Origin of the sequence: Bifidobacterium sp. M0404 (assembly GCF_016101415.1) — a bacterium.
Classification (GTDB): domain Bacteria; phylum Actinomycetota; class Actinomycetes; order Actinomycetales; family Bifidobacteriaceae; genus Bombiscardovia; species Bombiscardovia polysaccharolytica.
Map to the genome: position 1 here is coordinate 422,753 of NZ_JACFQP010000002.1, position 13,962 is coordinate 436,714.

General features: G+C 65.3%; 3 protein-coding genes and 1 tRNA gene. All 4 read left to right on the forward strand.

Annotated features, from left to right (window positions below):
* Positions 1-1,836, forward strand: coding sequence for an acetyl/propionyl/methylcrotonyl-CoA carboxylase subunit alpha (locus H3T93_RS05970; RefSeq protein ID WP_144178363.1), 1,836 nt, complete (start codon positions 1-3; stop codon positions 1,834-1,836).
* Positions 1,833-3,404 (forward strand): acyl-CoA carboxylase subunit beta, encoded by a 1,572-nt coding sequence (locus tag H3T93_RS05975; protein WP_144178365.1) that lies wholly within the window; start codon positions 1,833-1,835, stop codon positions 3,402-3,404. Before H3T93_RS05970 ends, H3T93_RS05975 begins: the two co-directional genes overlap by 4 nt.
* Positions 3,405-3,455: 51 nt before the next feature.
* The gene (locus H3T93_RS05980) at positions 3,456-12,815 is read left to right on the forward strand and encodes a type I polyketide synthase (protein ID WP_144178367.1); all 9,360 of its coding nucleotides are present in this window, start codon (positions 3,456-3,458) and stop codon (positions 12,813-12,815) included.
* A 925-nt stretch (positions 12,816-13,740) separates the two neighbouring features.
* A tRNA-Gly gene (locus H3T93_RS05985) sits at positions 13,741-13,814 on the forward strand.
* Positions 13,815-13,962 lie beyond the last annotated feature (148 nt).

Genomic DNA, 13,962 nt, shown 5'->3' on the forward strand with positions numbered 1-13,962 from the left:
ATGAAAAAACTGCTGATCGCCAACCGCGGCGAGATAGCCCTGCGGGTTGTGCGCACAGCCCAGGAGATGGGGATCGCTACCGTGGCGGTCTATGCCGACCAGGATCGTGATGCCCCCTATGCCCAGATGGCGGACGAGGCCTACCTCCTGCCCGGGGACACCAACATGGAGACCTACCTGAACGAGGATCTGATCGTCTCCATCGCCCGCCGGGCCGGCGCTGATGCCCTTCACCCGGGATACGGCTTCCTGTCCGAGTTCTCCTCTTTCGCCCGCAAGGTGCTTGATGCGGGCATCACCTGGGTGGGGCCGGATCCAGAGGTCCTGGACGAGCTGGGCGACAAGATCACCGCCTGCAAGGTGGCCGAGCGGGCCAGGGTGCCTGTGGTGCCAGGCCTGAGCGAGCCCGTCACCGACATGCGTCCCCTGCTGGACTTCGCCGACGAGCACGGCTATCCGGTCATGATGAAGAAGGCTGACGGCGGCGGCGGCCGAGGGATCACCCTGATTAATGACAGCGACGAGCTGCGCACCTTCTACATGAACCATGACGCTCTTCAGGGCGGCGACCTGGGCGACTACTTCATCGAGAAGTTCGTGGACCGCGCCCGACACGTGGAGACCCAGTCCGGCAGGGACAGCCACGGCCAGTTCACCGTCTATTCCACTAGGGACTGCTCGGTTCAGCGCCGCAACCAGAAGCTGGTGGAGGAGGCCCCGGCTCCCTTCCTGTCCGACGATGTGATCGCCCAGCTTGAGGGGTTCTCCCGCCGTCTGTTCGACACGGTGGGCTATGTGGGCCTGGGCACCTGCGAGTTTCTGGTCACCCCCAGGGACGACGTCTACTTCATGGAGGTCAACCCCCGGCTGCAGGTGGAGCATACGGTCAGCGAGCAGGTCTGCGGACTGGACCTGGTCCGCGAGCAGCTACGGATCGCCGACGGCGGCTCCCTGAATGTGGCGCCTCCGCCCCGAGGCCACAGCTTCGAGTTGCGCATCACCAGCGAGGACCCGGCCACCAACCTGACCCCCAGCTCAGGGACCATCGAGTCGATTCAGTGGCCCTCCGGCCCCGGCATCCGCGTGGACTCGGGTGTCGAGGTGGGCGATACGGTCTCGCCCAGGGACGACTCCATGATGGGCAAGCTGATCGTGACCGCCCAGGACCGACCAGCCGCCGTGGCCAGGGTTCGCCGGGCCCTGCGCGAGATGAGCATCAGCGGGGTCCCCACCCCGGCCGGCCTCTTCCAGAAGATTTTCACCAACCCCGAGTTCACCGCCGAGGACGGGCACTCTTTCGATGTGTCGACCAAGTGGCTGGAACGGGTTTACCTGAATGTGGAGCCTGCCTCCAACGGCAGCGGCCAGCCCGCCTCGGTCTCCGGCGCCTCCGCCCAGGAACAGGACCGGGACAGCGATCCCATGGAGACCTACAACGTGGAGATCGACGATAAGCGGGTCAGGTTGGCCCTGCCCCAGTCACTGCTGGGAGGCATGGGCGGCGTCGGCGGGCACGGCGGCATTTCGCGGCCCCGGCAGCCCCTGCGCGGACGCGGGCTACGGGATCAGGAGCCTGGCACCCCCCGGCAGGATGCGGCCAGGTCCGGCGTCATCGTGGCCACCATGCAGGCGGTGGTCACCCGCATCAACGTGGCCCCCGACCAGGAGGTGGACAAGGGCGACCTGCTGGTGGTTCTGGAGTCCATGAAGATGGAGAACTACGTCTATGCCCCGGCCAAAGGTCGTGTGAAGACCATCGATGTGTCCGTGGCACAAGGGGTGGATCCGGGCCAGACCCTGGTCACCCTGGATCTGGGCGGGGAGGAGCAGGCATGAGCGTCACCGAATCCACCTTGGGTTCCCAGCCGGTGCGCCAGGGCATCCACCGGGCCGCCGCCCTGGCCAAGCAGGCTGAGGAGCACGCCCGCGACCGTCAGCATGCCAAGGGCAAGCAGACCGCACGGGAGCGCCTGGATCTGCTTTTCGACAAGGACACCTTCGAGGAGGTGGGCCGCTTCGCCGGTGGCGACATCGCCGGGGACCGGGCGGGCTCTGCGGTTATCACCGGCTTCGGCCTGATCTACGGGCGCAAGGTCGGCGTCTACGCCCAGGACTTCTCCGTTAGGGGCGGTACCCTGGGCCGGGCCGAGGGTGAGAAGATCTGCCGGCTTATGGACATGGCCTTGCGGATCAAGGTTCCCATCGTGGCCATGATCGACTCGGGAGGCGCCCGCATCCAGGAGGGTGTGGCTGCCCTGACCCAGTACGGACGCATCTTTCGCAAGACCTGCCAGGCCAGCGGCTTCGTTCCGCAGATTTCCCTGATCCTGGGGCCCTGCGCAGGCGGTGCCGTCTACTGCCCGGCTCTGACCGACCTGATCATCATGACCAAGGAGAACTCCGACATGTTCGTCACTGGTCCTGATGTTGTCAAGGCGGCCACCGGCGAGACCATCAGCATGGACCAGCTGGGCGGCGGCTACGTGCACAACACCCGTTCCGGCGTGGCCCACTACCTGGGTGAGGACGAGGCCGACGCCATCGACTACGCCAGGACCGTCCTGGCCTACCTGCCTGCCAACAGCGGACAGGAGCCTCCCCGGTACGCTTTCATCTCCGGCCATGCCGAGCGCCAGGCCGCCAAACGCCTGGCCACGGTCATCCCCGAGAACGACCGGCAGCCCTACGACGTGCTGGATGTCATCCATGCCATCGTCGACTACGGCGAGCTGGTTCAGGTCCAGGAGCTCTACGCACGGTCCATCGTGGTGGGCTTCGCCTGCCTGGAGGGCCGGCCGGTGGGGATCGTGGCCAACCAGCCCATGGTGGACGCGGGCAGCCTGGATGTGGAGTCCTCCGAGAAACTGGCCCGCTTCGTCCGCCTCTGCGATGCCTTCAACCTGCCGGTCATCACCCTGGTGGACACCCCTGGCTACAAGCCGGGTTCGGACCAGGAGCACGCCGGCATCATCCGCCGGGGTGCCAAGGTCATCTACGCCTATGCCAACGCCCAGGTGCCCATGGTCACCATTGTGCTGCGCAAGGCCTTTGGCGGCTCCTACATCGTCATGGGCTCCAAGGCCATCGGCGCGGACCTCAACTATGCCTGGCCCTCCTCGCAGATCGCCGTGCTGGGAGCCCAGGGCGCGGTCAACATTATCCATCGGCGCGACCTGCAGGAGGCCAAGGAAGCCGGCCGGGACGTGGATGAGCTGCGAAACAAACTGGCCCAGGAGTACGAAACCAGCACCGTCAACGCCAATCTCTCCCTGGAGATGGGCGAGCTGGACGGCATGATCGACCCCGAGCAGACCAGACCGGTCCTGGTTCAGGCCATGGACCTCCTGGCAGACAAGCAACGCGTCAGGGTCAACGACAAGCACCACGGCAACCAGCCTCTATGAACTTTTCCTCGTCATTATCAGTAATCCCCAACTCTCTATGAATAGGACATCATGACCAGTACATTCTTCATCAACCGTCTCGCTGAGCAGCCGCACGCGCTTATGTTCGCCGGCCAGTCCAACCCCTGGACCGTGGCCCTGGCCGATCTGCAGGGCGATCCTGACATCGACAAGGCCCTGAAGGAGCGCATGGCGGCGGCAACCGACCTACTCAGGGCAGTCAAGCCCGACCTGCTGGCCACCAACGGTCGTCAGCTGGATATGTTCGGCTACAGGCCCGACCCGGTCAGGTTGGGGCCGGCCGCCGACGCTGCGGTCAGCGTGCCCGGCATCGCCCTGGTGCAGCTGGGCGCCCTCATGGATATGGACCAGCTGGGCTACGACGCGGCCCAGGCCCGTCCGGTGGCCCTGCTGGGGCACTCCCAGGGCATCATCGGCGTTCACATGGTTCAGGAGATTCAGGCTGCCGGATCCCTCAAGGCTGCCCAGGGTGCCATTGACCAGATTCTGGCCACCGCCATGCTGATCGGCACGGCTGGCACTCGTCAGGCCCGTCGTCTGGGCATCCACCGCCAGGGTGAGGCCACCCCTATGCTTTCGGTGCGCGGGGCCACCCGCCATCAGGTGGAGGTTCTGGTCGACCGGGTGCCTGGCGCTCGCGGCCCCATCAGCGTGGCCGTGACCAACTCGGATCGCAACCTGGTCCTGTCCGGCTATCCGGAGGATCTGGCCGCTTTTGCCATCGAGGCTGGCAAGGAGAGCGAGCATCAGCGCCAACTGCGCGAAGACAAGGTCCGTGGCGGAACCGCCTTCTCGCCGGTTCTGGAGTACCTGGATGTGACCCTGCCCTTCCACTCCCCGCTCATGAAGGAAGCCGTGGATCTGAGCGTGGAATGGGCCTCCCGCTGCGGTCTGGACACCGAGCGTGCCCGGGTTCTGGCTGAGGAGGTTCTGCTCAACCACGCCGACTGGGCCGGCCGGATCGCCGAGGTCATGGACCAGCAGGATGCCGCATCCCTCTGGCTGGTGGATCTGGGCCCGGGCGAGACCCTGGGCAAGCTGGTGGACAACCTGGTCCAGGGCACCGGTGTCGGCGTGGTCGAAGCATCCAATCAGGCCCGGCGCGCGGAGCTGTCCACCATGGAGGAGGACCCGGCCCGAACCCAGGACTGGTCCAAGCTGGCTCCCCGTCTGCTTGAGACCCCGGCTGGCCCCAGGGTGGAGACTGCTTTCAGCCGGTTGACCGGCAAGCCCCCGGTCATGCTGGCCGGCATGACCCCGACCACTGTGGAGCCTGAAATCGTGGCTGCAGCCGCCAACGCAGGCTACTGGGCCGAACTTGCCGGCGGCGGTCAGGTGACCGCCGAGGTCTTCGACCGCCATGTGTCCCAGCTGGAGGACCAGCTGCAGGAGGGCCGCACGGTCGAGTTCAACGCCATGTTCATGGACCGCTACCTGTGGAACCTCCAGTTCGGCAGCCAGCACATCGTGCCCAAGAAGCGCGCCTCCGGCACCCCCATCGACGGTGTGGTCATCTCTGCCGGCATCCCCGAGCTGGACGAGGCCGTGACCCTGATCCGTCAGCTCAACGAGGAAGGCTTCCCCTACGTGGCCTTCAAGCCCGGTACGGTGGACCAGATCCGTCAGGTCGTGGCCATCGCCCGCAAGGTCGCACCCACCCACATTTTGATGGAGGTCGAGGGCGGGGCCGCAGGAGGCCACCACTCCTGGGAGTCCCTGGACGACCTGCTCTCGACCACCTATGCCGAGGTTCGTGCCTGCCCCAACATCGTGCTCGTGGCTGGCGGCGGCATCGGCACCCCTGAGCGGGCGGCCGACTACATCAGTGGTCAGTGGTCCCGTGCCTACCACCTGCCGGACATGCCCGTGGACGGCGTCATGATCGGCACAGCGGCCATGACCGCCAAGGAGGCCCACACCAATCCTGAGATCAAGCGGGCTCTGGTGGCCACCCCTGGCATCGACAGCTCCACCCCCGATCCGGACCCCTTCGCCCCCATGGGTGAGAAGTGGGTGCCCAGCGGCAAGTCTGTGGGAGGTGTGGGCTCCGGCCTGAGCCATCTGCACGCCGACATCTACGAGATGGAGAACTCCTCAGCCGAGTGCGGCCGCCTGCTGGTCCGGGTTATGAAGCACCCCGAGGAGCTGGAGACCCGTCGCGCAGAGATCATCGAGGCCCTGAACAAGACCGCCAAGCCCTACTTCGGCGATCTGGAGACCATGACCTACCAGGACTGGGCCCAACGTTTCGCCGACCTGGCCTACCCCTGGGCCGATGACACCTACATCGACCGCTTCCTGCACCTGCTGCGGCGCATCGAGGCCCGTGTCTGCGAGCGTCAGAGCGGCGAGTTCGACTCCATCTTCGCCTCCAGGCAGGATGTTGCCGAGCCCGAGCAGGCGCTTCGACGGCTGCACGAGGCCTATCCCCAGGCAGCCGAGCTCAAGGTGGTGCCCACCGACGTGGCCTGGTTCCCCGTCCTGGTGCGCGAGTACCCCAAGCCCATGCCCTTCGTGCCGGTCATCGACAACGATCTGCTGCGCTGGTGGGGTCAGGACCAGCTCTGGCAGTCCGAGGATCCCCGCTACGGTGCCGACTCGGTCAGGGCCATCCCCGGACCCATCTCCGTGGCGGGCATCACCACGGTGGACGAGCCGGTGGCCTCCATTCTGGGACGATTCGAGCAGGCGGCCATAGATCGGGTGCGTGGCCTGGACAGCGGTCCCGCCAAGGCTTACAGCCAGCTGGCAGGCGCCGCTGACGCACAGGAGTTCATCCGCCGCAGCCCCAACATCTCCTGGGTGGGACACCTGATGGCCAATCCGGCCTACGGCACGGCCATGGACGACCCCAATTACACCATCACCGCCACCGGCCAGGACGACCAGGGCGAGCACTACGATCTGGACATCCATCTGGACACCTACTGGGACGACGATCCCGACGGCGGTCTGGACCGGCATGCGGTGCGTGACATCGTCGTGCCTCTGACCCTCAAGAGCGACCAGGTCGGCCTCTTCCCGGTGGTTGACCGCAGCCGCCTGCCCAAGGACGTCTACGCCATGCTGGCCGACACAGCCGGCATCGGCAATACCTCCATCACCGGCGACAAGCTGGAGGCCATGCCTGTCATCGAGAAGGATGATGACGACCAGGACCACCCCTTCGGTTTGGCCCACAGCGGCTACACACTGGCGGCCAACCTGGGCTTCGACCATGAGGCGGCCACCGGAGGTGCCCTGCCCGATGCACTGATCCCCTCCGGCTTCGCTCCCGACGCTCTGGTGGGTCCGGCCTGGCCGGCCATCTACGCAGCCCTGGGATCCGTCTATGTGGATGGCTTCCCCATCATCGAGGGACTGCTCAACGCGGTCCATCTGGACCATCTGATCGAGTTGGAGGTCAGCGAGAAGCGCCTGCTGGAGCACACCGGCCAGCGGATTGAACTGACCAGCTGGGCCGAGCCCTACCAGGAGTCAGCCTCCGGTCGGGTGGTGACCATCCATGTGGTCCACGCCGCCCAGGACGGAACCGTGCTGGCCCGCGAGGTCGAGCGTTTCGCCATCCGTGGCCGCGCCTACAGCGACCAGCTGCCCCAGGAGGCTCCCGAATATGGCGGCATCCGCGCCGACACGGTGGACACACCCCGTAGGCTGTTGCGTCGCGTCACCGTCACCGCCCCCAAGGACATGACCGCTTTCGCACGCACTTCCGGTGACTTCAATCCCATCCACACGTCCAAGCGAGGAGCGGCGGTCTCCGGTCTGTCTGCGCCGCTGGTGCACGGCATGTGGCTGTCGGCCACCGCCCAGTACGCGGCCCAGGCCACTGACGAGCAGGGCGTCCACTACGAGATCGCCGGATGGACCTACAACATGTACGGCATGGTCCAGCTGGGCGACAAGGTGGAGATCAGCCTGGAGCGTGTGGGCAAGGTTCGCCATGGCGGCCTGGTCCTGGAGGTCACCTGCAGGATCGACGGCCAGCTGGTCTCCCGCGGCACGGCAATAGCTCGGGCCCCGAGGACCGCCTACGTCTACCCAGGCCAGGGGATCCAGCAGCAGGGCATGGTCCTGGATGAGCGTGCCAAGTCCCCGGCCGCCCGTGAGACCTGGGAGCGGGCCGATGCCCTGACCCGTAGCAAGCTGGGGTTCTCCATCCTGGCCGTGGTGCGTGACAACCCGCATACCCTTACAGCCAAGGGGGTCACCTACCACCATCCTGAGGGTCTGCTCAACCTGACCCAGTTCACCCAGGTGGCCCTGGCCACCGTGGCCTTCGCCCAGACCGCCCGCCTGCGCGAGTCCGGCATGGACATCTGGCCCGCCTACTTCGCCGGCCACTCCCTGGGCGAGTACAACGCCCTGAGCTCCTTCGCCGGGGTCATGTCCCTGGAGACGGTTCTGGAGCTGGTCTTTCACCGTGGGTCCACCATGCACTCCCTGATCGAACGCGACGACCAGGGGCGCAGCAACTACCGGATGGGCGCCCTGCGTCCAAACCAGTTCGGCGTGGGCGACTCCGGCGTCAAGCAGTATGTGGCGTCCGTATCTAAGGAGTGCGGCGAATTCCTGGAGATCGTCAACTACAACCTGGCCGGCCAGCAGTACGCCGTGGCCGGGACCATCGCCGGTCTGGAGTATCTGCGTGCCGATGCCAACCGTCGGGCCAAGGAGGCGGGCGGCAAGCCGGCCTTCATGTACGTGCCCGGCATCGACGTGCCCTTCCACTCCACCCTGCTGCGCAAGGGGGTGCCCGAGTTCCGCGATACCCTGGACGCCCTGCTGCCCGAGCACATTGACTACTCCCGCCTGGAGGGTCGCTACATACCCAACCTGGTTGCACGGCCCTTCCAGATGACCAAGGAGTTCGCGGCCTCCATCCTGGAGGTGGTTCCCTCCGAGCGCATCAAGCAGGCTCTGGGCGATCCCCAGGTTTGGGACCAGTATGCGGCTGACGACCAGAAGCTGGGTCGTCTGCTGCTGACTGAGCTGCTCTCCTGGCAGTTCGCCTCTCCTGTGCGGTGGATCGAGACCCAGGCGATCATGTTCGACGCCCCTGAACAGGGCGGCTTGGGCGTGGAGCAGCTGATTGAGGTGGGACTGGGCCATTCACCCACCCTGGCCAACCTGGGCACCAAGACCCTGAAGCTGCCTGACTTCCGCGAGCGTCACGTGAGCGTCTACAACCTGGGCAGGGACGAGAGCCGGGTCTATCTGACCGACACCGATCCCATGGCCACAGTGGAGGAGGAGCCCGCAGCTCCGGCCCAGGACTCCAGCACTGAACCTGCTCAGGCTGCTGCGCCCGCCCCGGTATCGAATCCGGCTCCAGCTTCGGCTCCTGCTCCTGCAGCAACCGAGGATTCGGCTCCTGCTCCTGCCCCGGCGACCGGCGGTCCGTCGGGTGCCGAGGTGGCCGACCTGCCCTTCAAGGCATCGGACGCCATCGCCGTCCTGCTGGCCTACTCCACCAAGATCCGCCCCGAGCAGATCGGGCAGACCGACACCACCGACACCCTGACCAATGGCGTTTCCTCCAGGCGCAACCAGCTGCTGATGGACATCAGCTCGGAGCTGGGTGTGGCCAGCGTGGATGGTGCAGCCGAGGCCAGCATGACCGATCTGAGCGCCTTGGTGAACAAGGTGGCTCCTAACTATCGGCCCTTCGGCCCGGTGCTCTCCGACATCGTGCGTGAGCGCATCCGCGACCTCTTCGGCCCCTCCGGCCTCAAGCTGCAGCAGGTTGAACAGCGGGTCTCCGATGTCTGGCAGCTGGGTGCGGGCTGGGTTTCGGCCACCGTGGCCAGTCTGGTCCTGGACACCCGTGAGGGTGCCTCCTCGCGTGGCGGTGATCTGGCGCTCCTGCCCACTGAAGCCGTCTCCACAGTGCCTGCGGCCAACGCGCTGATTGACCAGGCCGTTCAGCAGGTGGCCCAGCGTCACGGTGTCACGGTCTCCATGCCCTCTGCAGGTGGTGCCGCTGGCGGTGCCGTGGTCGACTCCGCTGCCCTTGATGCCTTCGCGGCTCAGGTGACCGGCTCTGAGGGCGTGCTGGCCTCTACCGCCCGCTTCCTCCTGGACAAGCTGGGGCTTGAACCCCCGGCCGTCCAGCCTGGCGAGAATGAGGATGCTGCCGTTGTGGCCGCCGTCAATGCCGAGCTGGGCAGCGACTGGCCCGAGCAGGTGGAACCACGGTTCGAGGCCTCGCGCGCCGTCCTCTTCGACGACCGCTGGGCCAGTGCCCGAGAGGATCTGGCTCACATCTACCACGAGCATGATGATGACCGCAGTCGCCTGAGCTTCGTAGGAGCCGGACGTGAGGTGCACGATCAGGCCGTCTGGTACGCCGACCAGGCAGGCAAACGCGGCGAGCAGGATTTGGCCCGGGTCTTCAGCGGCATCGCCGATCAGGCCATGACCCCTGCCGACTCGGACCAGACCGCAGTACGGTTCGCCAAGGACGTGGCTGTGGTCACCGGCGTGGCCCCCAAGTCCATCGCAGGATCTCTGACTGCGGGCCTCTTGGAGGGTGGGGCGACGGTCATCGCTGTCTTCCACTCCTTGAAGCCGCAGACCGTCATCTGGGCCCGTGACCTCTACCGTCGCCATGCCGTGGGCGGTGCCCGTCTCTGGATCGTTCCTGCCAACCTGTCCAGCTACCGGGATGTGGATGCCCTGGTCGACTGGGTGGGCAATGAGCAGCGCAAGACCACGGGGGCCACGACCACCGTGCTCAAGCCCGCCTACGAGCCCACCCTGCTGCTGCCCTTCGCAGCCCCCGCCATGCACGGGACCATGGCCGACTCGGGCCGGCTCTTCGAGTCCCAGGCCCGGCTCATGCTCTGGAGCCTGGAACGCCAGATTGCCGGGTTCGCCGGCATCGGGGCGGACACCGACGTCGACCACCGTCTGCATGTGGTCCTGCCAGGCTCGCCCAACCGTGGCATGTTCGGCGGCGACGGAGCCTACGGGGAGGTCAAGGCCGCACTGGATGCCATCGTCAACCGGTCCCGCCCCGAACAGGACTGGTCCGGCCGTGTAACCTTCGCCCACCCGCTGATCGGCTGGGTCCGGGGCACCGGGCTCATGGGCGGCAATGATCCGCTGGTCCAGGTGGTGGAGCGTCACGGCATCTGCACCTATTCCACCGAGCAGATGGCTGATTCCCTGCTGGAGCTCTGCACCGTAGATGCTCGTCAGCAGGCTCTCCAAGCCCCGCTTAAGGCCGACCTGACCGGTGGCCTGGGTTCCAGCCCGTTGGATCTCAAAGCCTTGAAGGCTGAGGCTGCCCAGGACGGCGATTCGTCGACACCGGCTCCAGCCGGAAAGCCCGGAGATACGCCCGCAGATGCCGACAAGGATCCGGACCGGGTCATCAAGGCCCTGCCCACACCGCGGGTACCCGCCCAGGCACCGGTGAATCTGCAGGACTGGCAAGGCGTGACCGCTCGTCCCGAGGATCAGATCGTCATCGTCTCCATCGGCGAGATGGGTCCCTGGGGTTCCGGCCGCACCCGCTTCGAGGCCGAGATGGGCATCCACTCGGATGGTCAGGTAGACCTGAGTGCCGCCGCCGTGCTCGAACTGGCCTGGAACATGGGTCTGGTCGAATGGCAGGACAGCCCCAAGCCGGGCTGGTACGACACCGACGGCGAGCTGGTGCCCGAGCAGGACATTGCCGAGCGCTACCACGACCAGGTGGTGGCCCGCTCCGGCATCCGTCCCTTCGATGACGGCATGGGTTCCGACTACCGACAGGGCACCAACGAAGAGGAGGTCGACGTCTTCCTCGATCACGACGTGGCCTTCTCGGTGCCCACCAAGGATATGGCTCAGGAGTACGTGGCCCAGGATCCGGACCACACCAGCATCGCCCGCGACGAGCAGTCCGGCGAGTGGACGGTCACTCGTCTGCCTGGCTCCCGCATCCGTGTGCCGCGTCGGGCCACCATGTCCAGGACAGTGGGCGGCCAGTTCCCCCAGGGCTTCGACCCGGTCAAGTGGGGCATTCCCGCCTCCATGGTCGGGGACGTGGACGAGATCGCCCTCTGGAACATCGTGACCACCGTGGACGCTTACCTGTCGGCTGGATTCACCCCGGTGGAGATCCTTCAGGCTGTGCACCCCTCTAAAGTGGCATCCACCCAGGGAACCGGCTTCGGCGGCATGGCTTCCATGCGCAAGCTCTACCTGGACCGATTCCTGGGCAAGGAAATCCCCACAGACATCCTCCAGGAGGCCCTGCCCAACGTGGTGGCCGCGCACGTCATGCAGTCCTACATCGGCGGATATGGCAACATGGTCCAGCCGGTTTCGGCCTGCGCCACGGCTGCGGTCTCCCTTGAGGAGGGCGCCGACAAGATCGCCCTTGGCAAGGCGGACTTCGTGGTCACGGGTGCCATCGACGACATCGGCGTGGAGTCGGTCATCGGCTTCGGCAACATGAACGCCACCGCCGATTCCGCCGAGATGTATGCCAAGGGCATCCAGCCCCGGTTCTTCTCCCGGGCCAACGACCGTCGTCGTGGTGGCTTCCTGGAGTCCCAGGGCGGCGGGACCATCCTGCTGACCCGCGGCGACATCGCCCTGCGCATGGGTCTGCCTGTGGCTGGCGTGGTCGGGTACATCCACTCCTTCGCGGACGGCGCCCACACCTCCATCCCCGCACCCGGGCTGGGGGCTCTGGCCGCCGGCATGGGCGGCAGGGACTCGGACCTGGTGCGCTCGCTGGCCAAGCTGGGCGTGGATCCCGACGATATCGCCGTGGTCTCCAAGCACGACACCTCCACCAACGCCAACGACCCCAACGAGTCCGAGCTGCACAACACCCTGGCCCACGCCATCGGGCGGACGGATGGCAACCCGCTCTACGTCATCTCCCAGAAGAGCCTGACCGGCCATGCCAAGGGCGGCGCCTGCATCTTCCAGATCAACGGGCTCACCCAGCTCTTCCGGTCCGGGGTCATCCCGGCCAATGCCTCCCTGGATTGCGTGGATCCGGTCCTGAGGCGTGACGACCATCTGGTCTGGCTGGAGCAGCCTCTGAAGGTGGGCAGGGTCAAGGCCGGACTGGTCACCTCCCTGGGCTTCGGCCATGTCTCCGGCATCGGGGTCATCGTCAGCCCGGGGGCCTTCGAAGCTGCTGTGTTCCAGACCTCCGGTCAGGAGGCCCTGGACGAGTGGCGTCGCCGGGCCAACGACCGTCTGGCCGCTGGCCAGCGTCGCCTGGAGGAGGGCCGCATGGGTCGGGCGCCGCTCTACGAGCCCATCGACAACCGTCGCTTCCATGAGGACGGCCACGGGTATGTGGGCCATGAGGTCGAGAAGGCCATGCTGCTGGATCCCCAGGCCCGTCTGGGTGCCGACGGCTACTACGACCGAGGTTGAGAGCAGCGTGAATTGGTCGGTTACCTATTCTCTGCAGCGGGAGATAGGTAATCAGTGAGAGCTCAATCACTGCGCTGATCAGGGAGGTGGGCCAAACGGCTCACCTCCCCCTTTGTTATGGGGTGGATGCTCATCAGCTGCTCGCACTCGGGTGATCGCTTTCTTCGCGGGAGAGTGGATGAAATGTCCCTGGGTACGTCAGGCTTGGCTGTGACCATCCCTTGTCTTGCTTCAATGCTGTTTGAGGGGCAGGCGGCCTTTACAACCTGACCGTGTTTGGCTCCTGTTCATGAAAAGGTATAAAAAGTAGATGGGTGGCCCAGGTTTTACTTGGGGTTATTGCTGGGCCACCCGAATGGCCGGACTTGTCTTTGGGGAGTCGTCCGACCGCTTACTCGTACGAAGTGTTGGTGTTAGTGGCCGCTGTTATGGAATTCCTGCGGTTGCGGTTTGTTGTCATAATACTCATGGCGAGAAGCCCGATCATCATAGCCACGCCGATATTTTTCCCTTCAGCTGTGGGCAGGACTCCTGCAGGAAGGGAGAGGTGCTGGTTGCTGATTTCGCCGTATCGGGCGATTGAATCGCGCATCCAGCGGACAGTGCCCTCTGCCAGAACCGGTGTGTGCCTGAAGGGTAACAATTCCGCCGATGCCTATGAAGCTATATAGGTGACTGCGCGATTGCTTATTCAAGGTGGATGAACTGCCGGAATCTAGACCGGTCGCCAAGGGATCAGAATTTTTGCGCGGATCTTCATGGTTATCCGTGGGGGAGGGGTAATCAGTGCAGGTTTCCTGTCACACAAGGGTTCTGCCCAGTGATGTCTACGTGAGTTTATTGCTGAGCAAAACCGAGCAATGATTAATTTACTGCATGTTCCGGCTGGCCCATGTGCTATGCTGTTTACCGAGCCAACGGCTTTGCGGGCGTAGCTCAATGGTAGAGCCTCAGTCTTCCAAACTGATTACGCGGGTTCGATTCCCGCCGCCCGCTCCACGATAATCGTTGATATTCCGGGATTTTCGACGGGTTTCTCAACCACTTGGAGTGGTCAGGATTGGGCCTGACTGAGTGAGATTCTCCCTAGTATTCGGTACTTTACGGGCTAAGTGGGTACACGATAGGCTACACAGCGGAGACTGCT